The following is a 23,940-nucleotide window of genomic DNA, read 5'->3' as shown; positions in this document are numbered from 1 at the left end:
GATACACCTGTTCCCATGCCGAACACAGAAGTTAAGCTTCAACACGCCGAAAGTAGTTGGGGGATCGCTCCCTGCGAGGATAGGACGTTGCCACGCAAAATCAAGCTTTGGCACCTGGTCTTAATTGTGCCAGGGCTTGGATATTGGAGAGTTGTCCGAGCTGGCCGAAGGAGCATCATTGGAAATGATGTATACGGGTTAAAGCCTGTATCAAGGGTTCGAATCCCTTACTCTCCGTTGTTATGACCCGTTAGTCAAGTGGTTAAGACACCAGCCTTTCACGCTGGTATCGTGGGTTCAAATCCCGCACGGGTCACTTTTGGAGGATTAGCTCAGTTGGGAGAGCATCTGCCTTACAAGCAGGGGGTCACAGGTTCGAGCCCTGTATCCTCCATTACAACTTAATAGTTGTATATACCCATGACACGATGGCTCGGTAGCTCAGTTGGTAGAGCAACGGATTGAAGCTCCGTGTGTCGGCGGTTCGATTCCGTCCCGCGCCATTTATGGGGGAGTAGCGAAGTCTGGCTAAACGCGACGGTCTGTAAAACCGTTCCTTCGGGTTCGGTGGTTCGAATCCACTCTCCCCCATTTTATAGGGATATAGTTAAACGGTATAACTACGGTCTCCAAAACCGTCATTGTGGGTTCGATTCCTACTATCCCTGCTTAACTGAATATTTTGGCGGTATTGGTGAAGTTTGGTTAACACACCGGTTTGTGGGTCCGGCACGCGTGGGTTCGAATCCCACATACCGCCCTTTTGATTAAGCTTATTACTTAATCTTAACTATTTGGTGGTATAGCCAAGTGGTAAGGCAGAGGTCTGCAAAACCTTTATCATCGGTTCAAATCCGATTACCACCTTTTAGTTAGCTGATGCCTCTGTGGCGGAATTGGCAGACGCGCTGGACTCAAAATCCAGTTCCCGTTGAGGGAGTGTGGGTTCGACCCCCACCGGAGGCATATTTAAGTAGGAATGCGAAGTATCAGCTAAGCTAACGTTAACTCCTGTAACTCTTGTGTATCAAGGGTTATAGGAGTTTTTATGTTTTAAATATTTTTTATTTTCAATTGAATTTGTGCATCATTTGTGCATCCGTAAGTACTCAATAACAATCCGTTTAGTTCTAAGTACCCCAAATCTTCTATACTGAGACTATCATCAGTAAGGAGATTTTTAATTTATGGCAGAACAAAATGAAATTATCACCCCAGTTTTCAAAAATAGGCCACGTAATTTTAAGAGGCATGTTTTGCTGTAAAAACATACATGCGAAAGAGCAAGATTTCATTGAAGCTTAATTAAAATTAAAGCTAGTCTCTTTTTTCTTGTCTGGTAAGTTTTTTCTAGGTACTATTACATAGATGGAGGGATTTTTAAATGATTAAAGTTCGTCAAATATCTACAAATTCAAATGATTTCAAAAATATCAAGCGGGTTTATAATACTGTGTTTCCACAAAATGAACTTTTACCATTATCTTTACTTAAAATGCGTGCTAAAGCGGGGAAAGCAGAATTTTGTAGCATCTATAATGAAGAGGGGAAATGGGTTGGCTTTTTCTACACAGTCTACAACAAGCGCATCGCCTATATTTTCTTTCTGGCAATTGATCCTCACTATCATGGACAGGGCTTGGGTAGTGCGACGTTAACCGCGATTAAAGAACGGTATGCTGAAAAGCGGATTACCCTTAGCGCTGAACGTCCAGACCCTCAAGCACCCAATAACGAACAGCGACTCAGACGACATCGTTTTTACGCTAAAAATGGTTTTGTCAAAACGGGTCTTTATACCGTTGAAAAGGATAATGAAAAATTTGATCTCTTAAGTACACAATCAAACGTGAATCCACAGCTTTACCAACAGTTAATGGATAGTTATCTGACTAATCATCGCCGCCATTACTTGCCGTATAAGATTGTTAAAGAGTAAAAAATCCCCACTACCTGCATGAGTAGTGAGGATTTATTTAGTTTTTCTGATCTTTAATTTTGAATGATAAGAGCAGTGCTACCACAATTAAGATAATTGCAAAGTAAATGCCGTAGTGGAAACCATTGGTAAAGCGAATAGCTTCAGATCCACTAATAGAAGAACTACCCCAAGCTAAGCAACTAGTAGCTAGGGCTGTTGCAAGCGCACCGATAACCTGTTGCATCGTATTCATGATTGTACTGCCGTCTCCGGATTCGAATCCCGAAAGCGTACTTAGAGCACTAGTTTGTGCAGGAGACATTGCTAAAGGACAACCAATCATTAAAATAACATGCGCGCATACAACGTAGATAATGGGACTATGTGGTGTCGTAAATGCCAGCATCAAAGCACCGAATAAGGCAAGGACAAAACCAATTAAAACAGGACGTTTAGCCCCGATACTATCGTAAAGGCGACCTGCAATTGCAGAAGTGGCTGCATTAATAATTCCACCAGGGAGCATTACTAGTCCAGTAAGGGCAACGGAAACTAAGAGCCCTCGTTGATAGAATAACGGTAAAAGATACATCGTAGAAAGAATAATTCCAAAGTCAAGCATCACGATTGAAGAACCAATTGTGAAGGCCGGATACTTAAAGATATGAAGATTTAAAATTGGTTCTTCCAGATGAAGTTGGCGATGGGTGTAAAAGATTAAGACAATAATTCCGATTATTAACGCACTGAGAACTGTAGGTGAAGTCCAACCATCTTCACTAGCCAAACTAGCACCAATAACGAGCCCTGAACAACCTACTGCCGATTCAATAATTGAGAGCACATCAACATGCGGCTTAGTAATTTCACCAACATTTTCTAATGAAGTGATAGCAAAAATCAAGGCAATAAATAAAAACGGAATAAATAACCAGAAGATCCATTGCCATGATAACTTAGCAAGAATTAGCCCGGTTAAAGTAGGACCGATTGCAGGGGCAAACATAATTACGAGGGCACACATTCCTAGAACCGCTCCAATTTGTTTCGGTGGGAAGATTTGCATTACCACTGCAAACATTAATGGAAGAATTAAACCTGTTCCGATCCCTTGAATCATTCGTCCAATCAACAAAATTGTAAAATTATGCGCTAAGGCAGAAATACAAGCCCCAACCATGAAGTCAATTAATGCAAAAATAATGACTTGGCGGGTCGTAAACCATTTAGTAATAATACTGGACAGTGGCAAGATAATCCCAATAATTAACATATATCCAGTAACTAACCATTGAATTGTTGACGTACTTACTTGAAAAGCAGCCATCAATTTTGGCAACGCAATATTTAATGAAGTCTCACTAAACATTCCGACAAAAGCTCCCAGCAGCATACTAACCATCATTAATTCTGGGTGCGCTGCTTGCTTACGAGCTTGTAAAGCATTTTCCATAAATATAAAAACTCCTTTTACCCTAAAAATTGCACAAAGATTAGTCTAGCAAATCGTGCTATCTGCTCGTAAGTTATTTTTTTAATAACTAATAATCTTAAGTATATTGATTAAGATTATTAAGTTAGGTTTAGCGCTTTCAAATTTGCGCTTTTCGGGATAGAAAATTCTATTCAGTGATAATAGGAATTTAAAAATAAATGATTTAAAAGGTCTAGCAATAATCTCAAAATAGCGTCGTTGCTTGTATCCTCATTTTATTCCTGGTAGATCAGAATAGAATATAAACAGAATATTTAAATGAGTAATTTGACCACAACATATAGTGTTTCGAATGTCAATACTTCCTATAAGTTGTATTTTGAGCTATGATAGATAACGTTAATTACGAGAGGGGAAATAAAAATGAAAGTGCAAATAATTGATAAGAAGGATCTTCAAAGTTTAACAAGTGTTCAAGTAGTTAAACGTGATGGAACAGTAACACCATTCTATTCCTATAAGATTAATCTTGTTTTAAATGCGCTCAATGCTGATGAGCAGACTAGCCAAAGTGTTTATGTTACCTTATTGGATGCATTGCTTAATCAAACAACTGTGACTACTAAAAAGATTGCGGATCTCTTTGTTCAAGGACTGGTCAATGCTAATCATGAAGAATTGGCAAAAGTTTACCGTGATTATCGCCAGCATGATGAAGAAGCATTTGCTGAAGCCACTAATCCCCAAAATAAGTTAGAGCAGCTTTTCGACCGAAACTCCCGGATTGTTCACGAAAATGCTAATAAAGATAGCCATGTTTTTAATACTCAACGGGACCTTGAAGCAGGGGTCGTGAGTCGTGCATTAGGATTACGGATGCTTCCAGGTATTGTGGCCAAGGCGCATCTTCGTGGTGATATTCACTGGCATGACCTTGATTATTCACCGGTAACGCCTGAAACTAACTGTTGTTTAATTGACTTTGATGAGATGTTTAAGCATGGATTTAAGATTGGTAATGCTTGGGTTTCTTCACCACGTTCGATTCAAACGGCAACCGCACAGATGTCGCAGATTATTGCTAACGTGGCGTCTCTGCAATATGGGGGATGTTCTGCTAATCGGATTGATCAATTATTAGAACCATATGCAAAGCTAAATTACGAAAAGCATATGAAGGATGCTGAAGAGTGGATAGTACCAGAGAAACGAGAAGAATTTGCTCGTGAGAAGACAAAAAAGGATATTTACGATGCAATGCAGGCTTTAGAATACGAGATTAATACCCTTTATTCTAGCCAAGGTCAAACTCCATTTACGACCATTAACTTTGGTTTAGGGACAAGTTGGATTGCCCGGGAGATCCAAAAAGCCATTTTGAAGATCCGGATTAAGGGCCTTGGGAAGGAACATCGTACAGCCATTTTTCCTAAATTAACTTTTACTATTAAACGGGGCTTAAATCTTGACCCTGAAGATCCTAATTATGATATCAAGCAACTAGCGCTTGAATGTTCAACAAAGCGGATGTATCCAGATCTTTTGATGTATGACAAGATTAAGGAACTAACGGGGAGCTTTAAGACACCAATGGGTTGCCGTTCGTTCTTACAGGGATGGACAGATCCAGAAACTGGTAAAGAAGTAAACTCAGGCCGGATGAATTTAGGAGTAGTGACAGTCAACTTGCCACGGATTGCCCTGGAGGCTCATGGCGATAAGCAACTATTCTGGGAAATCTTTCAAGAGAAGATGAATATTTGCAAGATTGCCTTGGATTACCGGATTAAGCGTACTAAAGAAGCTAAACCTGAAAATGCTCCCCTCCTGTATATGTATGGAGCATTTGGCAAACGGCTAAAGAAGACTGATAGTGTCGATGAAGTCTTTAAGAATAGTCGGGCGACCGTTTCACTAGGTTATATTGGTTTATATGAAGTATGTACGACTTTCTATGGGTCAAATTGGGAGCATAATAAAGAAGCGCATGACTTTGCGATTGCAATTACTAAGGCAATGCATGATTTATGTGCTGAATGGGAAAAAGAAGAAGGATACCATTTTAGTCTCTATTCCACTCCTGCTGAATCGTTAACAGATACATTCTGCCAAGATGATTTGAAGAAGTTTGGTCGGGTTGAAGATGTAACGGATAAGGAATACTACACAAATAGTTTCCACTATGATGTTCGTAAACATCCGACACCATTTGAAAAGTTATCATTTGAAGAGGCTTTTCCTAAGTACGCGGCTGGTGGTTTTATTCATTATTGCGAATATCCTAACTTACGCCAAAATCCAAAAGCCTTAGAAGCAGTGTGGGACTGGGCATATGATCATGTTGGCTATCTTGGAACGAATACTTCAATTGATCAGTGTTTTAAGTGCGGATTCAAAGGTGAATTTGAAGCAACTGCTCGCGGTTTTAAGTGTCCGCAGTGTGGAAACCATGACCCAGCAACTTGTGATGTTGTTAAGCGGACATGTGGTTATCTTGGTAATCCTCAGCAGCGGCCAATGGTTCATGGACGGCATGAGGAAATTATTCACCGGGTTAAACATATGAATGCTGGCATGATCAAGAATGCAGCTGAATTTGAGCAGCAGCGGCAAATGGATAATAAAGCCCATGCTCATATTACTGGTGATCAAATTTAATTAATTATCAAAAGGCCAGTCGCCCACAAAGCTACCGGCCTTTTATTATATAGGAGGAAAAAGAAATGGCAGAAACACGATTACCCCGCAATCCTAAGCCGCAAGAGTGGTTAGCAAAAGATCATTCATTACAATATATTGCAGACTATAAGCCCTTCAATTTTGTTGACGGGGAAGGGGTCCGGTGTAGTTTATATGTTAGTGGATGCCTTTTTAACTGCCCCGGATGCTATAACAAGGCGGCGCAGAATTTTCATTATGGACAGCCATATACCCAGGATTTAGAAGACCAGATTATCGAAGACCTTTCGCAGAGTTATGTTCAAGGATTGACTTTATTGGGTGGCGAACCATTCCTTAATACTCAGGTTTGTCTGAAGTTAGTTAAACGGGTTCGTAAAGAATTCGGTCACGAAAAGGATATTTGGTCTTGGTCTGGCTATACTTGGGAAGAATTAATGAAGGAGTCGAGCGATAAACTTGAACTTCTACACTACCTCGATATTCTAGTCGATGGTCGATTCTTGCTGGCTAAAAAGGATCTTACCCTTCAGTTTAGAGGGAGTTCTAACCAACGAATTATTGATGTTCCGCAATCTCTTCAAACGGGGAAAGTGGTTATTTGGGATAAGCTTGTTCATTAGAGGAGAAAATGATGGCAAAAATTTGGAAGAAAGAGCCAGCATGGTTAGAGAAAAAACGTCAACTAGCAGTTCTGCTGCAATCACGGTTCTCGACTTTACCTGGTCAAGAAGAATGGGTAGATCACTGGCAAAAGAGAACAACTGGTGTAAGTAGGGGTTGGCTTTCTTTACAGGAAGACAGCCTAACAGCGATGCCTCTTGAACAAGCGGTTAATGAATACTCAACACTATTACAAGAAAATTTAATGGAGAAGGCCATCTTTTGGCAGGATAGCCAGTTAGCGGCCATGCACCTTGCAAATATTGATTGTGGACAGTTTATATATTTGCGTCCACAAATTACTCAGGAGCGTCCAGTTGTCTTTAGTCCCCACCTTAACTCTGCGAACACTCACAATATTATTGTCATCAGCGCGGGGGCTAACGCAGTAATTGAAGAACGGATGGTTAATGATACGTTATTACCATCATATGAAGGGACGGAGATTTTAGTCGGAGCTAACGCGCATGTTACGTACCGGCAGGCAAACCGCTCAACTAGTAAAAATATCTATCGGGCAATCCATGCATACCAAGCCCATGGTTCAACGCTGCAGTTTGAAGTAGCGAGTCAAGTTCAAACTAAAGCTACTGTTGATCTTTATAGTTTTCTGGATGGTCAAAATACTCAGTGGGCCCCCACAATTGCATTAAGTGGAACGCAGCGGTTAACCGCAATGGTTGATGGTTTTGGTAAGGGAACTTCTGCCACTCTTACCCAATATCGGGATTTAGAAATGGTCACTGGCGCACCTTTTAAAGTAAAAGCCGGCGAACGACTGCCAATTAACGAAGATATCCATCCATTAAAAGAATTAGCTAGTAGTGAGCGTTGGCTAAAACAAATAATGACTGTTGAATAGGGCTAAAGTTAATTACAGCAATGTTACAATAAAACATTAATAACGAAAAATAGGTCGTTGAAATTCTTCTTTATAAGAAAAATTCAGCGACTTATTTATTATTATGTTACAAATTTTGGCTAATTCTGGGAAAAAGTTAACCAAACCTAAGTTACTATCAGGACGTGGCCGAGGTTGATTTGCTTGACAGACTATTAAAATTTTTATTACAAAGTATTACGAAAAACAACTGAATTGATATTTCGGAGTAATCCGCATGTAATTTTGAGGGAGTATAGTAATAGGTGTTGAGAGATATGAGGACTCAACAACTTAAACTAAATTAAACTAATAAATAACTAATTAATAAAAAAGTATTTTATGAAAAGGATGGGATTTTTCTTTATGAAGTTAACTAAAAACATCGCGAAAATCACTGCTGCCGTTGCAGGTGCTGTTGCCTTGGGAACATTCGCTACTGCAACTACTGCTAATGCTGATTCTGTTTACACGGTGCAAAGTGGTGATACCTTATCAAGTATTTCCTATAAGTTAGGCCATGACTTAACTTATGTTGACTCTTTAGCTTCAACTAATCAAATTGCCAATAAGAACTTAATTTATGTTGGTCAAAAGTTAGTAATTAAAGATGACGGTGAGGTAACTCAAGCAACTGCTCAACAAGCTGCTACTTTACCTGAAGCATCTCAAGTTCCAGCATCAGCTAGTGTTGAAAGTCAACAACCTAGCCAAGCTCCGGTGGTTGCTAGTCAGGCTCCTGTAGCAACAAGCCAAGTACAATCTCAAGCACCGGTTCAACAACAAGCACCAGTTCAATCAGTAGCTCCACAACAATCAACTGTTTCAGCTGCTGCACAACAAAGCTACAGTGCACCAGTACAAGCACAAGCTACTAGTTCAAACTACAGCTCAAATGTTAGTGGTAATGATGCTGCTGCTAAGGCTTGGATCGCAGCTCGCGAATCAGGCGGTAGCTACAGTGCTCGTAACGGTCAATACGTTGGTAAGTACCAATTATCAGCATCATACTTAAATGGTGACTACTCAGAAGCTAACCAAGAACGAGTAGCTGATCAATACGTAGCTAACCGTTACGGTTCATGGAGTGCTGCTCAATCATTCTGGCAATCACATGGTTGGTACTAAAATTTAATAATTAATTGTTAAAGTAGGAAATTGTCTCAATAAAGGGATAATTTCCTATTTTTTTGTAAAATGAAAAAAAGTTAATATTATTTTCATCCTAATCTTAAAAAATATATTATAATAGAGTTATTCAAGTGATGAAAGGATGAGATCCATGTCAAAAGAGAGTCAGATTATTGATACAAAATCATTATATGTAAATCCTGACCGCGGTGTTGCAACGTTAAACTATAGTCAAAATTACTTTACTGATATTCCTTCATTAATTAATAGTGATGAAGTAAAGGAAATTGTCCGTTTATATTTAGCTTCACGTAACCCTGATAATGATGATGATGCTTTTGATAATGCCACTGTTAACAAGTTTGTTGATATCTTAAAGAAAGTTCTTTTTGATGATGATAGTGCATTTGATGAATATGACCCTAAAGATATTCTTGAGAGTGTTGAAAAATTATACTCATACTATCGTTCACTATTACGGGTATCGGTAATTAATCTTAGTGATAATAAGATTATCGGTAACGAGTTCCGGACTATTGATACTCAATTCAACGACTTAGTGCGTAAAGCATACCGGATCCTCGAAGAAAAGCTCCAAGGTTTTGAAAACCGGACTTATCGACAAGTTAATGCGGCAACTAACGCAACAATCTTAGTTCAACAACAAGATTGGAAAATTCCAGCTGGTTATGAAGAATTAAAGGATATTGATTTTATTAATACCGTGATGCTTCGTCCACCAATGATGATGCACACTAAGAGTAACAAACGGGAAGGGGTCTTTTCTGAAGTAAAAGATAACCCGATCGAACGTTTCCGTGGTGAACGTGGTAAGTGGTATTGTTACCCAGCAAAGATTGGTGAAAGTTTAGCCTTTATTTACTTCAATGTTGATTACTTGGTAAACGGAATCGCGCTTTCAAACTTATTTGAAATTGCATCCCCTGATGAGATTAAGGGGCAAAAACCTGATATGATCCTTCTTTTCGGTCTAAAAGAAACAGAAGGCATGGTTTCTCATTACTATCGTGACGAAAAGAATGATTTGTGGGTTGGTGAAGTACCTTACGCAGATAAGACTACTTACTTTGGTTACATGAAGAAGATGTGCTTGACGCTCCATAACCTTCATCAAATTTACAATGGTCGCCTGCCAATTCACGGGTCCATGTTGAAGATTAAATTTACTAATGGTAAAGAAAAGAATGTTGTTTTCTTCGGTGATTCAGGTGCCGGAAAGTCAGAATCAATTGAAGCATTGCAAGAATTAGCTGACGATAAGATTGTCAGCATGGAGACAATCTTTGATGACATGGGAAGCTTTACCCTTACTGATGGTGAACCAGGGGTATATGCTCAAGGAACAGAAACTGGTGCCTTTGTTCGTCTTGATGATTTAAGTAGTGCCGTGGCCTTCAATAACATGGACCGTGGTGTTTACCTTAATCCTGAACAAAAGAATGCCCGGGTTATTATTCCTGCTGATACCTACGAAAACGTAATCAAACATCACCATATTGATATGTGGCTATACGCTAACAATTACAGTGATGAAGTTGGTATTCATCGTTTTGATACAAAGGAAGAGGCAGAAAAAGTATTTATTGCTGGACAACGGAAGGCCCTTGGAACAACTGATGAAGTTGGAATGAGCAAGACATTCTTTGCTAACCCATTTGGCCCAGTTCAAGAACCAGAATTAACTAAGCCGATTATTGACAAGGTCTTTACAAAGCTATTTGACCAAGATGTATACGTTGGAGAAATCTTTACTCACCTTGGTAATGACAAGTCAAAGGATGCTTTGAAAGAATCAGCTCAAGAATTGCTTGATGTTTTGATGAATAATTAAGATTACGATTAAGACAATTTTGTCATCGCCCTGTAACAAACAGTCCGTTACAGGGCGATTTTTGTGTCGTCAAGAAAAAATGAGCAGTTTTTTTGAATAATTTTTACATGAGATAATTCTAGTTATAATTTTACAAGTTACTCAAAAGCGATTAAATCAACGTTTAAGCGACTATAAAAAAATCAGCGAACGTTTGTTACAAAAAATTACAGAAATAACGAAATTTGATAAGTCCTAGTAACCCGCTTGTAACCCTAATCCTGTATAGTAGTTATCGTTGAAATGAGTTATTTGATTAATTAAGAGAAAAGGATGGATTGAATTTATAATGAAGTTATCTAAGAAAGTAGCCAAGATTACAGCAGCGATTACTGGTGCAGTTGCATTAGGAACAGTAGCTACTGCAACGACTGCAAACGCCGACAGTATTTACACGGTGCAAGCAGGTGACACCCTTTCTGGGATTTCTTACAAATTAGGTCACGATCTAACTTTTGTAGATACATTAGCAAACAACAATAATATTGCTGATAAGAACTTGATTTACGTTGGTCAACAATTAGTAATCAAGGATGATGGTGAAGTTGCACCAGCTACTCAAGAAGAAGTTGCTACTTTACCAGCCGCAAATGTTGCACCACAAGCAGATACACAAGCTACACCTGCTGAAAATCAAGCACAACAAAACCAACAAGTACAATCAAACCAAGAAGCACCAGTTGCTCAACAACAAGTACAAACTCCACAAACACAAAATGTACAACAACAATCTAGTGCTCAAGCATCAACTGGCTATAACTCAAATGTAGCTGGAAATGATGCTGCTGCCAAGGCTTGGATCGCAGCTCGCGAATCAGGTGGTAGCTACAGTGCACGGAATGGTCAATACATTGGTAAGTACCAATTGTCAGCATCATACTTAAATGGTGACTACTCAGAAGCTAACCAAGAACGAGTAGCTGATCAATACGTAGCTAGTCGTTACGGTTCCTGGAGTGCTGCTCAATCATTCTGGCAATCACACGGTTGGTACTAAAATAAGATTTAATAAAATAGATAATCAACAAATTTCAAACATACGATAAAACGAGGTTGGAAAAATTTTAGTTTTTCCAACCTCGTTTCGTTTAAATATTATAAAATTCAGCTTGGTTTTCCTATAATTCAACATTCGCAACAAGTTCAATTGGACAGTGACTTGAGCCTTTAACATCTGAAAGAATCTTGGCTTCTTCAATTCGTTCTTTCCATACATCAGAAACTAAGAAGTAGTCGAGACGCCAACCTACATTTCGTTCCCGTGCGTCATACCGATAGCTCCACCAGGTATATGCACCATGCAAATTAGGATGGAGATAACGGAAAGTATCCGTCAAGCCAGCATTAAGTAATTTACCAAAATCAGCTCGTTCTTGTTTTGTAAAGCCGGCTTTATGATGATTTTCTGTTGGCTCTGCTAAGTCAATTGGTTGATAGGCAATGCTCATATCACCGCCAATGATTACTGGCTTACTACTTTGTAAATTAATAACATAATCAAGAAAAGCACGATCCCAGTCGAGACGATAATCAAGATGTTGCAGCTTTTCACCTGAAACTGGGACGTATACATCAATCAAATAGAAGTTTGGATATTCGAGCGTGATTAGTCGCCCTTCTTTATCAAAAATTGAATTATTCATTCCGTATATAACGTTTTCTGGCTTATATTTAGTGAAAATGGCGGTACCAGAATAACCCTTCTTTTCTGCATAATTCCAGTATTGGTAATAATTAGGAATTTGAATCGGTTCTTCGCCTTTATCCAATCGTGTACGTTGTAGACAGAAGAAGTCAGCATCTTGGCGCTTAAAATCTTCGACAAATCCATGGTTAATAGCTGACTTCAGGCCATTGACACTCCAAGAAATAAATTTCATGTTAATCCTTCTTTCAATTTAACCAAACCATGTCTCTGTAATAATTGTACAAGGAATTTGATTTTTCATTAAGTAATAAGACTCTTTTTGTGATTTTTGATACAAAAACTATTGTGGATGTTAAATAAAAATATTCATATTGTATATACGAGAATATCAACTTTAAGAATAAAAAGGTCAATATATTAAGGGGATCGCCTACTTATATTGAAAACGTTTATATAATATTATTTATATATAAAGTTACGTTTATCACAAAATTGTCAAAGAGTCACAACTTAGAGGAGGGCGTCTAATGACTTCAAAGTATGAAACAGAGTCGAAAGGTTACACGATGACAACCGTAATGCAGGAAGCTGCACGATGTTTATTATGTCATGATGCACCATGTTCACAAGCCTGTCCAGCACATACTAATCCGGCCAAATTTATTCGAAGCGTTCTTTTTCGTAATGTCAAAGGGGCAGCTGAAACGATTCGGGAAAACAATGCGCTAGGATCAATCTGTGCGCGTGTTTGTCCAACTGAGCGTTACTGTGAAAAGGCATGTACCCGGGCTAAAATCGACGGACCAATTGATATCGGTGGGATTCAACGGTATGTCACTGATATGGAACGAAAGATGAATATGAAGATCCTTAAAGCCGGTAAACCAAACGGGATGAGTATTGCTATCATTGGTAGTGGCCCATCAGGTTTACAGGCAGCTACGACTCTCCGCGAAAAAGGCTATGCAGTTGATATCTATGAAAAAGCTGCTAAGGCTGGCGGTTACTTGACCTACGGCATTCCTGAGTATCGGTTGCCGGAAGAAATTGTGGATTATGAAGTTCAACGAATTGTCGACCTTGGTGCGCACATTATCTATAACACAACTGTTGGAAAAGATATTTCAATGGATGATCTTAAAGCTCGTTACAATGCAGTGATTGTTGCTATTGGGACAAGTGAAGCAAAGATGCTGCCAATGTTTGAACACAATATCTGTACCGAATCAGCAATCTCATTCCTAGCCCGGGCAAAAGAAAGTAAGGGCAATTTAGAAGATCTTCCGCAAAATGTCCTTGTTATTGGTGGTGGGGATGTTGCAATGGATGTTGTAACAACCTTAAAGAAGCTTAACGTCCCTTATGTCACCGATGTTATTTATGAGCAGTTTGATGAATTCAAAGCTTCTAAAAAAGAACTTGCCGGTGCTCAAGAAGCTGGTGTAACAATTGTTGATGGTTACGTTCCAAAAGAAGTTCATCAGAATCGTGCTACCTTTACTCACCGGAAGATTAAGAGTGAATTAACTATTACTGCTGATAAGATCATTTTAGCAGTTGGTCAAAAAGCGAATGCAGAAGGACTAGACATTGACTTACAGCATAATGAAATTCCATTCCGTGAACCACGATTCCGGACAAAGGATCCTAAAGTCTTTGCGACTGGTGATATTGTTGCCGGAGATAAAACCGTTGTGGTAGCAGTACAGAAAGGAAAAGAAGTAGCCGAAGAAATAGACCGGTTGTTAGGAGGACAAGAAAATGATTAAAAAAGATTTATCTGTAGACTTTTTAGGCGTTCATTTTGAAAATCCATTTTGCTTGTCGTCCTCACCTGTTGGGAACTGTTACGAAATGTGTAAGAATGCATATGACGCTGGTTGGGGCGGTATCGTATATAAGACTTTATCACCAACACACTTTAAGATTGATGAAGTTTCTCCCCGGTTCGATGAATTAGCCAAGGAAGACATGCATTTTGTTGCCTTTAAGAATATGGAACAATTATCAGAACACCCCTTGGAACAAGATTTGGCTGATATGCGACGGTTAAAAGAAGAATACCCCAATAAGGTCTTGATCGCATCAATCATGGGTGAAACCTTGGAAGATTGGACCAACCTGGCCAAGTTAGTAACTGAGACTGGAGCTGATATGATTGAACTAAACTTCTCTTGTCCGCAGATGACTTCTCATACCATGGGTTCTGATGTGGGAACTAATCCAGAATTATGTAAGAAGAATTGTGAAGCTGTTAAACGTGGGACTAGCCTTCCAGTCCTTGCGAAGATGACACCAAATATTACGACGATGGTTCCAGTTGTAAAGGCATGTCTAGAAGGAGGGGCAGATGGCTTTTCCGCAATCAATACGGTTAAATCAATTGTTGATGTTGATCTAAAGAAGAAAGTTGGCTTACCAAATATTGATGGTAAATCTTCTGTTTCTGGATTATCTGGGAAAGCTGTTAAGCCAATTGCTTTACGTTTCTTACAACAATTACGGTCAGCAGCCGGCCTTGAACAACTACCGATTTCTGGGATTGGGGGAATTGAGACCTGGGAAGATGCTGCTGAATTTATTCTTTTAGGTGCTACCACTCTTCAAGTTACAACTGCGATCATGGAATATGGTTATCGGATCATTGATGACCTTACTAATGGTTTAATGCATTACATGGAAGAACAACATGTAGATCACCTTCAAGATCTTGTCGGCTTAGCTAATAAGAATATTATTCCTACTAACCAACTTGACCGAAATTACAAGGTTTATCCTAAGATCGATTGGGATAAGTGTATCGGTTGTGGTCGTTGCTTTATCTCATGCCAAGATGGTGCCCACCAAGCTTTAACTTGGGATGATGAAAAACGGCAACCAGTCTTTGATAAGAGTAAGTGTGTCGGTTGTCAACTTTGTGCACTTGTTTGTCCTGTGGGGGCTATTAAGTTAGGCCTTGTTGAAATTAAGCCGGGTCACAAAGGTAATCCAGCAGAAATTGATGTAGGATCTCAACGTCTTCATCGCTATCACCCGGTAAAGGCTAATCAAGAAAATTAATTATTAGTTTTCCTCATATATGAAAAAGCGAACTGCAACTTTGTGAAATGCAAAATTGTAGTTTGCTTTTTAGCTTTATTACATCCCATTACAACTCTTAAATTACTGCGAGGGGCTCTTTTTTAGTTGGTGATGGGAATTCTTTTTGTAAAGCAAGTAACTCATCATCACTTAGTTCAATATTACCAGCTGCAACATTTTCTTCAGCATGTTTTGGACTGCTGCTCTTTGGAATGGCAAGGACATTTCCAATTCTTAAAACCCACGCAAGCATAATCTGGCTGACAGTTGCATGGTGATTTGCGGCAATTTCTTTTAGTAGCGAATTATCGGTTAACTTTCCAGATAGGCTGTCACCCTGTGCAAGCGGGGAATAAGCTATTAATGGGAGCTGATGTTGTTTCATTAAGGGAAGAAGGTCAAATTCAATTCCCCGACTATCGAGATTATAGAGATCCTCATTAGCGACGCAATTAGTGCCATTTTTTAGGCGCCATAATTCTTCAAGATCACTGACATCGAAGTTTGAGACCCCCCATGCCTTAATTTTTCCTGCCTTTTTAACTCGTTCTAATTCATTGACTGTTTCTGCCAACGGGATCCCACCCCGCCAGTGCAAAAGGTAAAGGTCAAAATAGTCTGTTCCTACGGCTTCTAAGCTTTGGCCTAAACTATGCTCAAGTTTTGTTTTGCTGGCATTTGAAGGAAGAACTTTATCAATTAAGAATAGCTTTTCCCGGTTATATGGTTTGATGGCCTCAGCGACAAGCGCTTCAGAACGACCATCGCCATACATTTCCGCAGTATCAATAGCTTGTGCGCCAGCGTCAATTGCAGTTTGAATTGCTTTAATTTCTGTGGACCGGTTGACGAGGGAATTTCCTATATTCCATGTTCCGATTCCAATTGCGGGCATTGAAACATTATTGATTGTGACTTTTTTCATCTTGCACGGCTCCTTTCAATTTTCCTACTTCTATTATATTCTTTTTAGTCAATGGTCCCTAGCATATTAATTGCATTTTAGCTGAAAGCGTTTAACATAGACAATGAATAAGAAAGAAAGGAAGCATTCTTTATGGCTAATGAATTACAAAACCGTAATAATTTATTTGATAGTTTGATGAACATGCGTAACTGGATGAACGATGATTTCTTCTCTAACCTAACTCCGGTGGCTGATCACATGAAGACAGATGTTACAGAAGATGACAAGAATTATACCGTAAAGATTGACATGCCTGGATTTGATAAGAAGGATATTCACATTAATTATGCTAATGATATTTTGACAGTTACTGGTCATCGGGACACTTTTGATGATGATGGTGACAAGGATGGCAATGTTTTGCATTCTGAGCGTCGGTATGGCCAAATGAGTCGGCAATATCGTTTGCCGGATGTAAATAAGAAGGATATCAAGGCTCAATATAAGAATGGTGTTTTGACAATTACTCTTCCTAAGATGGATGAGACGGATGACGACGAAAACCATATTGATATTGAATAATTAAATTAAGCTGAGTAAAGAGTTGTGGAAAATTACTTTCTGCAACCCTTTATTTTTCATTCGTTTCTTGAACATATGTTTGATTGAAGATATAATAGTATTTATTGAAGCGATGGAGGTATTCTTATGATGGGGCGAACATATATGGCAATCGATTTAAAATCATTCTATGCTTCGGTCGAATGTACTGAGTGTGGGCTCGATCCTTTAAACGCTAACCTCGTAGTTGCCGATGAATCGCGAACTAGTAAGACTATTTGTCTCGCCGTCTCACCAGCTTTAAAAAAGTTTGGCGTTTCTGGTCGTCCGCGATTGTATGAGGTGGAACAACGGGTAGCGTACTTGAATAATCGTCGTGCCAAAGAAATGTCTCACCAGCGATTATCACCAGTTGTTTCAATTTACCGGGATGAACTATTAAAATCACCAGAACTTAAAATTGGTTATAAGATCGCGCGCCCACGAATGAATTTTTATCTTGAAAAAAGTGTCGCCATCTATGAAATTTATTTACGCTATTTACCACCAGAAAAGATCCACGTTTATTCTATTGATGAGGTAATGATGGATATTACTGATTATCTTAATGAATATCATGTTAGTGCCCGTTCTTTAGCTAAGGAAATCATCCAAACGATCAAAGCAGAGACCCAGATTACTGCAACTGCAGGAATTGGGACCAATCTTTTCTTAGCGAAAGTAGCGATGGATATAGTAGCTAAACGGATTCCAGGGGATGAAGACGGGGTCCGGATTGCACAGATGAATGAACATACTTTCCGCCGTTACCTTTGGGCGCATCAGCCACTAACAGACTTTTGGCGAATTGGCCCTGGATATGCACGACGACTAAAAAAGCTAGGTCTTCATACAATGGGAGATATTGCTCGTTGTTCTTTGGGAAAGTTATCTGATCCAATGAATGAAGAAGTATTATACCGCGAATTTGGAAAAAATGCGGAAATCATTATTGACCATGCGTGGGGATATGAGTCAGCCACCATTAAAGATATCAAAAATTATCATTCATCAGATCATGGGGTGTATTCTGGGCAGGTGTTGCCTCGACCTTATAACTTTACAGAAACCCGGTTAGTGATTCAAGAGATGGTTAATTCATTAGCTCTCCAGTTAACCAAGCAAAACTTAGTAACTGATCAAGTAGCTTTAAGGGTCGCCTATGATGTTTCTAATATATCGGAGGATTACCAAGGACCATTAGTGACAGACTTCTATGGACGCCAGGCGCCAAAGCCAATGCACGGAAAAGCTAATCTTTCCTTACCGACTTCATCTGGGACAGAATTGATGGAGGCATTTATGAAGTTATGTGATTCTGACCTTGATCGGCGATTGACAGCTCGTAAAATTACGGTAATAGCGAACAACCTTCTTTCACCACGACTTGCCCGATTGGCGAATTATAATGAGCAGTTAGATTTATTTACGGACTCAACGAAAAAACATAAGAGTCGTTCCAAGGTTCAAGAAAAAGATCAAAAACTACAAAGGCTTGTCCTTGATTTGCAAAATGAGTACGGTAAAAACGCCATTATTCGAGCGGCGGATTTGAAAAAAGGTGCTACTCTTTTGGAAAGAAATAATCAGATTGGAGGGCACCAAGCATAATGGAAAATGAAGATTTGTTGAAAATAGAAAAAAGCTTGTTTAGTGATACCTCAAAGTATCGTGATATCATCAATACCCCTCGGCATGTTTCTCAAGCTCATACGCCAATGACCACCGAAGATCGCGCTGCGCAGTTTTCTCCTTTTGCGGCCTTGACCGGCTACCATCAATTATTAGCAAAGGTAGGGGAAAAGTATGGTCATAAAACTTATCCCACAGCTGAGATGAGGCATCGAATTAGAGTCCAACTTGCCATGATTGAACGGGGCCGATCACATCCGCTAATAAAAGTTGAATTCTTTAATGGTAAGACTGGTTTTTATGAAGAATACACGGGGCAATTAAAACGAATTGATCACCATGCTCACCACTTAATATTTGATGATGGAACAAGGCTTATAATTCAAAATATTCGTAAAATTAAAAGAGATCAGCAAAACTGATCTCTTTTAATATAAGGTATATGTTAAAATGCTTGAATAAGTTTCATGATTCCGAAAACAATCAAGAATGTTGAAACTAACCATACCACTGTAATAGCGGAAAGTAATGGGCTAAATAAAAGAATAACTCCTAAGACCAAGCTCAAAATTGCCAGAATTATAATGAACCAGTAGTATCCGCGATGGAATTCCTTGAAAAACTTAGCACTGATCAACTCAGTGATAGAGTCAAGGATAAACCAGATAGCGAAGATGATAGCAATGAAGAGTACCCCAAAGCTTGGTTGGAAAAGAAAAATAATTCCTAAAATGATATCTAAAATTGCAGAAAAAATTAACCAACCTGAGGATTCTCCTAAGATTCGACCGATTCGTTGACGGAACCATAATTCATAAATTCCGCGGAAAATAAAAGCAATTCCGGCAACAATGGCTAAGAAGTGAAGGGTTTTATCTGGCCGCGTGAATGATGCAATTCCGGCAATGATAAATAAGACTCCAACAATTAGGCTAAACCAGTCAAAGCCCTTTTTAGTTTCTTCAAACATTGAAAAACCTCCCTAAAAATAAAATCATTAATATCATAGTTCAAATAGGTTGATAAAACAAGAAGAAAGGAAATCTCAACAAAGTAGTTATGACAATATATAAGTTGAAATAGTAAAAGCCGGAAAAAAGTTTTTTCTTCCGGCTTTTGTCGTAATTTCCCGGGAAATTAAAGGTGCTCTTTAATACCGTTGGGAAAGTCCTTATCAATCTCCTTTAAGATTGGTAATAATGAATTAACATATTCATGATACGCTTCGATTGGCTTTAGATCTTTTGCTCGTGATTGTAGTAAGGTAAGAGCAATATCGTGCGCTCTTTGTTCATTTGTAATCATCTTTTACCACCTCAGTTATTCAGTTTATCAGATTTTCCACCCACTAGCATAAATTGTTTAATAACTTGATGAAAAATCGTTTGATCAAGTATGATCATTACTGCAAAACCAATTGTAGTTCCGATGGTATTGCTAATCAAATCATCCACATCGGCAACCCTTCCAATATGGAAAAGAAGGTCGCAAACAAATTGGTTACACTCGATAAATAAGCTGAAGAAAAAGCCGTAGAGAATAGCACGACTGAAGGGCATTTGGTGATTAATTAAATAAAGATAAACTCCTAGCGGCAAAGTCATCACAATGTTTAAGAAGAATTCTTGGCTGAGTCCTTGGAGGGGGATGATATTAAATGGTACGCTATGAAAGTAAAATAAAAGTTTATTAGCAGAACTAAAATTAAACATTGAAGGAGTTAAGCAGAGCCAGTCGATTGCAGTTAAGTAGATAAAAAAGGTTGCAATTGTAATGTGCTGGCCGAAGTTAGGGAATTTTTCCCAAAGGTGATTATGAGTGACGAGAACAGATCCTGCAAAGAAATAAATAAAAAATGGGATCCAGTGAACTAATGCATGCAATGTGATTTCTCCTTCTACGAAAAATGGTATACAATAAGTTTTCAATGTTATATATCATAGTTGATTTTTTTAGTAATGACTAGTAAACCTAACTAGGATTAATAAAACTTCAATTATTGAGGAAGAGAGAGGATCATGGCAGAAAAACAAGAATTTACACGTAAACTTAAAAGTCGTCATATTCAATTAATGGCACTTGGTGGAACAATTGGGACGGGATTATTTCTCGGATCGGGAAAGGCAATTCACGCTGCTGGTCCAGCAATCCTTTTAGCATATTTAATTACTGGGATTATTTGTTTTGGAATTATGCGGGCCCTGGGAGAGTTGCTTCTTTCCGACTTACATTATCATTCGTTTATGGATGCGATTCGTGATTATCTTGGTAATCGCGTGAGTTTTGTAATGGGCTGGGCTTATTGGGTGTGTTGGCTAGCATTGGCAATGGCCGAAGTTACCGCCATTGGCTTATATTTTCAACTATGGTTTCCTCAAGTTCCGCAATGGTTACCTGGATTAGTAACTCTGCTAATTTTACTGGGATTAAATCTAATGACTGTTAGTACGTTTGGTGAGCTCGAATTTTGGTTTGCCCTTATTAAAATTTTGGCAATTGTTATTTTAATTGCTGTTGGTGTCATTTTAGTTTTACTTCATTTTCATTCGGCAAGCGGCTATCTCGCTACTCCTGCTAATTTAGTTAATGATGGGGGCTTTTTTGCTACCGGGACAAAGGGCTTCATGCTTTCTTTTCAAATGGTAGTATTTGCCTTTGTTGGAATTGAAATGGTAGGGGTGACAGCCGCTGAGGCAGAAAAACCTAAAGTTGTTATTCCTAAGGCGATTAATGGCATTCCCGTTCGAATTATGCTTTTTTATATCGGTGCTTTGGCTGTCATTATGTGCATTTATCCGTGGAGTAAACTTTCACCAAGCAATAGTCCATTTGTCCTTGTTTTTCGCGACATCGGTCTTCCGGGGGCTGCTAGTATCGTTAATTTTGTAGTAATTACTGCTGCGGCTTCTGCTTGTAACAGTTCTCTATATACAACTGGTCGGATGCTGGCTGAGTTAACCTCTACTGCTCACCGGCCTGTTATCCGTAAGATTAGTCGCTTATCTAAACGGTCGGTGCCTGCAACAGCGGTTATTATTTCTGCAGTTGTTATTGGAATTGCCGCTATCTTAAACTTAGTAATACCAGAAGGAGTTTTTACTTTTGTTTCCAGTATTGCTACCACGAGTTTTCTCTTTGTGTGGGCTGCTATCATCTTGGCGCATTTAAAATATATTCGTCAGCATCCGCAATCAAGGACTTTTAAGATGCCAGGCGCACCTTTTACTGACTATGTTATTTTAGTTTTTCTTTTTATTGTGCTAATTGTTTTATGTATGGAGAAACAAACTTTAATTGCGCTTATACTAACTTTAGCTTGGTTTGCAATTCTTGCCGTTGCTTCATTAACACAAAAGAAAGCATAAAAAATTCCCCGAAAACTCGGGGAATTTTTTACTAACGATTCAAATGTAATTTACGTTGACACTCGGGACAAATGCCATGGACTTCGATGTTATTTCCTGTAACTAGGTAGCCAGTCTTTTCATGAGTCATAACCGTTAATTCTTTCGTGATTTCAGTAAAATGCTCATCAAAAACATCAGAAATCTTACCACAATTATCGCAGACGACATGATAATGCGGATGGCCGAAATAGTCAAAGTGGGTACTACCATCACCATTTTTTAACTCAATTACGAGATTGTAATCAACGAAGAGCTTTAGGGTATTGTATACAGTTGCCATGCTGATATTGGCAACTGAGTCTTTAAGATCATCATAAATCATTTCAACGCTTGGATGAGTATGATGATTGATTAAGTAATTTAAGATGGTTTTCCGTTGGGGAGTAAGACGGACCTTGTTTTCACGGAGATGATCAAGAGCTCGATCAAATTCTGCTTCTGCCATAATGTCGTCCCCTTTCTTAAAATAATTATAATCTAATGATATTATAACATTTACATTCACTAATTCAAAACATATAATAATTAACAGTCAGATAATAATTATTCTAAAGAGGGAGAGAGTGATATGGATCAAAGTATCGCACGTAATGGAAAAAGATATAGTCGCTTTTGGTTTATTTTTACTTTATTAGTTGGTACCTTTACGATGTCAATTAGTCAATCATCGTTGTCAACCGCCTATCCAACCTTAATGAATGCTTTTGGGATTTCAGCATCAACCGTTCAATGGCTGACAACTGGTTTTATGCTCGTAATGTGTGTCAGCATGCCAATTAGCCCGTGGATGCTCAATAATATGAGTTTTAAGACAATGTTCATTGGAGCACTGGGACTATTTGATATTGGATCCTTGATGATTGTTTTAACCCCCGCATCTTGGGGAATTAATGGCTTCTGGTTTATGATGATTGGACGGGCCATGGAAGCATTTGCTGTTGGAGTTTTATTTCCATCATATCAAACCGTTTTGCTTGAGATTACGCCTAAAGAAGAGCGGGGATCAACAATGGGAATTGCTGGTTTGGTAATGGGATCCGCCCTTGCCTGTGGACCGATTGTTTCAGGAATTGTACTAAAGTTCTTTAGCTGGAAGAGCCTTTTTATCCTCTTCATGCTTGTTATTTCCATAATTATTTTAATGGCTGCTAGCGGATTGATCCAAGACGTAATGGAACGGCATGAAACAAACCTTGATTGGCTATCAGTAATCTTACTAGTTGGATTAATTGGGATTATGTACGTTGTTGACCAAACCGGAAAAAAGAATCCTGCATGGGGAATAAATGCAGGGATCTTTATCGTTAGTATTATTGCGGTTATCTGGTTCTGTATTCGACAGCTTCGTCTCAAACACCCGCTATTGGAATTACGGGTATTGAAGACTTTTAATTATGATTTAGCAATTCTTTTAACGTCGATTTCATATATTGCCTTAATTGTAACGACAATTATTTTCCCCCTTTATTATCAGGGAGTATTAAAAGTTAGTCCATTTGTTTCTGGGATGGCCCTAGTGCCTGGCGCTGCTTTTCTTAGTATCCTGAATCCTTTGTCAGGAAAATTAGCTGATAAAATTGGGTTTAAACCGACAATGCTGGTAGGAATGTTTATGATTATCATTGGCTGGGTTGCTGGATTAATCGTCCTTAATCACCTCAGCTTATTGGGAATGATCCTTTGCGCAATGGTAATTGAGGGTGGCAATGCCTTTGTAATGATGCCAGCTGTTACACTGGGAGCAAATGCCTTACCTGATGAATTAGTCCCCCACGGAACAGCCGTAATAACAACTGTCCGGCAAGTTCTCGGTTCCGCGGGCGTTACTATTTCAACACTGATTTTAACGGTTGCTACTACAAATGCACTTCAACGGGAAAGTTCGGCGCAAGTTGCTTCCCTTCACGGCTATCATTTGGTATTTATCGGCATGATCATCACTGAATTGATTGGGCTCATACTAGCATTTATGCTAAAAAATACTAATAAAGAAAAAAGTACAAAATAACCAAAAATTCGTATATAAAATAGGGAGGAGAAAAAACTCCTAGTCCAAAATAAAAAC

Annotated in this window: 21 protein-coding genes, 9 tRNA genes and 1 rRNA gene (1 of these 31 cut by a window edge); 24 read left to right on the top strand and 7 right to left on the bottom strand. The window is 38.8% G+C overall.

What is annotated here, in order from left to right; all coding sequences use genetic code 11:
- The 11 genes from rrf to LREU_RS06895 all read left to right on the top strand — a co-directional run.
- Positions 1-96: ribosomal RNA gene (rrf, locus tag LREU_RS06945) — 5S ribosomal RNA — on the top strand (it extends 21 nt beyond the left edge of the window).
- A 49-nt stretch (positions 97-145) separates the two neighbouring features.
- Positions 146-237: transfer RNA gene (locus LREU_RS06940), tRNA-Ser, on the top strand.
- A 7-nt stretch (positions 238-244) separates the two neighbouring features.
- Positions 245-316, top strand: a tRNA-Glu gene (locus tag LREU_RS06935).
- Between the two features lie 5 nt (positions 317-321).
- Positions 322-394: transfer RNA gene (locus tag LREU_RS06930), tRNA-Val, on the top strand.
- A 36-nt stretch (positions 395-430) separates the two neighbouring features.
- Positions 431-503: transfer RNA gene (locus tag LREU_RS06925), tRNA-Phe, on the top strand.
- Positions 504-508: 5 nt separating this feature from the next.
- Positions 509-591 (top strand) — tRNA-Tyr (locus LREU_RS06920).
- 6 nt (positions 592-597) lie between these two features.
- Positions 598-668, top strand: a tRNA-Trp gene (locus LREU_RS06915).
- A 17-nt stretch (positions 669-685) separates the two neighbouring features.
- A tRNA-His gene (locus tag LREU_RS06910) sits at positions 686-760 on the top strand.
- Between the two features lie 36 nt (positions 761-796).
- Positions 797-867 (top strand) — tRNA-Cys (locus tag LREU_RS06905).
- Positions 868-881: 14 nt separating this feature from the next.
- Positions 882-966 (top strand) — tRNA-Leu (locus LREU_RS06900).
- Between the two features lie 418 nt (positions 967-1,384).
- Complete coding sequence (locus tag LREU_RS06895; RefSeq protein WP_003668571.1) at positions 1,385-1,939, top strand: GNAT family N-acetyltransferase; 555 nt, start codon at positions 1,385-1,387, stop codon at positions 1,937-1,939.
- A gap of 37 nt (positions 1,940-1,976) precedes the next feature.
- On the opposite strand, the gene LREU_RS06890 is transcribed toward LREU_RS06895, so the two are convergent.
- Positions 1,977-3,374: a DHA2 family efflux MFS transporter permease subunit gene (locus LREU_RS06890; protein WP_003668569.1), complete on the bottom strand. Its 1,398-nt coding sequence runs from the start codon at positions 3,372-3,374 to the stop codon at positions 1,977-1,979.
- Between the two features lie 405 nt (positions 3,375-3,779).
- On the opposite strand from LREU_RS06890, the gene nrdD reads away from it, so the two are divergent.
- The 6 genes from nrdD to apf (LREU_RS06860) all read left to right on the top strand — a co-directional run bounded on the left by nrdD (position 3,780) and on the right by apf (LREU_RS06860) (position 11,597).
- Positions 3,780-6,014, top strand: coding sequence for an anaerobic ribonucleoside-triphosphate reductase (nrdD, locus tag LREU_RS06885; protein ID WP_003668567.1), 2,235 nt, complete (start codon positions 3,780-3,782; stop codon positions 6,012-6,014).
- A gap of 65 nt (positions 6,015-6,079) precedes the next feature.
- Positions 6,080-6,658: an anaerobic ribonucleoside-triphosphate reductase activating protein gene (gene nrdG / locus LREU_RS06880; RefSeq protein WP_003664234.1), complete on the top strand. Its 579-nt coding sequence runs from the start codon at positions 6,080-6,082 to the stop codon at positions 6,656-6,658.
- Positions 6,659-6,666: 8 nt separating this feature from the next.
- A complete protein-coding gene (locus LREU_RS06875) occupies positions 6,667-7,560 on the top strand; it encodes a SufD family Fe-S cluster assembly protein (protein WP_003668566.1) in 894 nt (297 codons plus the stop codon).
- A gap of 384 nt (positions 7,561-7,944) precedes the next feature.
- The gene (gene apf / locus LREU_RS06870) at positions 7,945-8,706 is read left to right on the top strand and encodes an aggregation-promoting factor (protein ID WP_011953516.1); all 762 of its coding nucleotides are present in this window, start codon (positions 7,945-7,947) and stop codon (positions 8,704-8,706) included.
- 154 nt (positions 8,707-8,860) lie between these two features.
- Complete coding sequence (locus LREU_RS06865) at positions 8,861-10,561, top strand: phosphoenolpyruvate carboxykinase (ATP) (protein ID WP_003668564.1); 1,701 nt, start codon at positions 8,861-8,863, stop codon at positions 10,559-10,561.
- A 328-nt stretch (positions 10,562-10,889) separates the two neighbouring features.
- A complete protein-coding gene (gene apf / locus LREU_RS06860; protein ID WP_003668563.1) occupies positions 10,890-11,597 on the top strand; it encodes an aggregation-promoting factor in 708 nt (235 codons plus the stop codon).
- Positions 11,598-11,718: 121 nt separating this feature from the next.
- On the opposite strand, the gene LREU_RS06855 is transcribed toward apf (LREU_RS06860), so the two are convergent.
- Positions 11,719-12,480 carry an exodeoxyribonuclease III gene (locus LREU_RS06855; RefSeq protein ID WP_003668562.1) on the bottom strand — a complete coding sequence of 254 codons (762 nt, stop codon included), beginning with the start codon at positions 12,478-12,480 and terminating at the stop codon, positions 11,719-11,721.
- Positions 12,481-12,775: 295 nt separating this feature from the next.
- Between LREU_RS06855 and LREU_RS06850 the strand changes: the two genes are divergently transcribed.
- Together LREU_RS06850 and preA are read left to right on the top strand one after the other, a co-directional pair.
- A complete protein-coding gene (locus tag LREU_RS06850) occupies positions 12,776-14,017 on the top strand; it encodes an NAD(P)-dependent oxidoreductase (RefSeq protein ID WP_003668561.1) in 1,242 nt (413 codons plus the stop codon).
- On the top strand, positions 14,010-15,308 hold the full coding sequence (gene preA / locus LREU_RS06845; RefSeq protein ID WP_003668560.1) for an NAD-dependent dihydropyrimidine dehydrogenase subunit PreA: 1,299 nt from the start codon (positions 14,010-14,012) through the stop codon (positions 15,306-15,308). The genes LREU_RS06850 and preA overlap by 8 nt, the downstream gene beginning before the upstream one ends.
- 97 nt (positions 15,309-15,405) lie before the next feature.
- Here the strand turns inward: preA and LREU_RS06840 are convergent, their stop codons facing one another.
- Complete coding sequence (locus tag LREU_RS06840; protein ID WP_003668559.1) at positions 15,406-16,254, bottom strand: aldo/keto reductase; 849 nt, start codon at positions 16,252-16,254, stop codon at positions 15,406-15,408.
- A 132-nt stretch (positions 16,255-16,386) separates the two neighbouring features.
- On the opposite strand from LREU_RS06840, the gene LREU_RS06835 reads away from it, so the two are divergent.
- The 3 genes from LREU_RS06835 (at position 16,387) to LREU_RS06825 (ending at position 18,890) form a co-directional block, all read left to right on the top strand.
- Positions 16,387-16,818 carry an Hsp20/alpha crystallin family protein gene (locus LREU_RS06835; RefSeq protein ID WP_003664225.1) on the top strand — a complete coding sequence of 144 codons (432 nt, stop codon included), beginning with the start codon at positions 16,387-16,389 and terminating at the stop codon, positions 16,816-16,818.
- A 126-nt stretch (positions 16,819-16,944) separates the two neighbouring features.
- Entirely contained in the window at positions 16,945-18,447 is a 1,503-nt protein-coding gene (locus tag LREU_RS06830) for a Y-family DNA polymerase (protein WP_003668557.1), read from the top strand.
- Positions 18,447-18,890, top strand: a complete 444-nt coding sequence (locus tag LREU_RS06825; RefSeq protein WP_003668556.1) for a hypothetical protein — start codon at positions 18,447-18,449, stop codon at positions 18,888-18,890. The genes LREU_RS06830 and LREU_RS06825 overlap by 1 nt, the downstream gene beginning before the upstream one ends.
- 23 nt (positions 18,891-18,913) lie before the next feature.
- Here the strand turns inward: LREU_RS06825 and LREU_RS06820 are convergent, their stop codons facing one another.
- The 3 genes from LREU_RS06820 to LREU_RS06815 form a co-directional block, all read right to left on the bottom strand.
- Positions 18,914-19,438 (bottom strand): HdeD family acid-resistance protein, encoded by a 525-nt coding sequence (locus LREU_RS06820; RefSeq protein WP_003668555.1) that lies wholly within the window; start codon positions 19,436-19,438, stop codon positions 18,914-18,916.
- A 167-nt stretch (positions 19,439-19,605) separates the two neighbouring features.
- On the bottom strand, positions 19,606-19,773 hold the full coding sequence (locus LREU_RS10480) for a hypothetical protein (protein WP_003664220.1): 168 nt from the start codon (positions 19,771-19,773) through the stop codon (positions 19,606-19,608).
- Between the two features lie 11 nt (positions 19,774-19,784).
- A complete protein-coding gene (locus LREU_RS06815) occupies positions 19,785-20,396 on the bottom strand; it encodes a VanZ family protein (protein WP_003668554.1) in 612 nt (203 codons plus the stop codon).
- A gap of 90 nt (positions 20,397-20,486) precedes the next feature.
- Here LREU_RS06815 and LREU_RS06810 point away from each other — a divergent pair, with 90 nt between their 5' ends.
- Complete coding sequence (locus tag LREU_RS06810; RefSeq protein ID WP_003668553.1) at positions 20,487-21,833, top strand: amino acid permease; 1,347 nt, start codon at positions 20,487-20,489, stop codon at positions 21,831-21,833.
- 31 nt (positions 21,834-21,864) lie between these two features.
- Here LREU_RS06810 and LREU_RS06805 read toward each other — a convergent pair whose 3' ends face one another.
- The gene (locus LREU_RS06805) at positions 21,865-22,320 is read right to left on the bottom strand and encodes a Fur family transcriptional regulator (protein WP_003675841.1); all 456 of its coding nucleotides are present in this window, start codon (positions 22,318-22,320) and stop codon (positions 21,865-21,867) included.
- 123 nt (positions 22,321-22,443) lie between these two features.
- Here LREU_RS06805 and LREU_RS06800 point away from each other — a divergent pair, with 123 nt between their 5' ends.
- A complete protein-coding gene (locus LREU_RS06800) occupies positions 22,444-23,883 on the top strand; it encodes an MFS transporter (protein WP_003668551.1) in 1,440 nt (479 codons plus the stop codon).
- Positions 23,884-23,940: the final 57 nt, after the last annotated feature.

It is taken from the genome of Limosilactobacillus reuteri subsp. reuteri, from assembly GCF_000016825.1.
GTDB classification, from domain to species: Bacteria; Bacillota; Bacilli; order Lactobacillales; family Lactobacillaceae; genus Limosilactobacillus; species Limosilactobacillus reuteri.
Note: the sequence above shows the minus strand (reverse complement) of the source record. Positions and strands in the feature narration are given on the sequence as shown.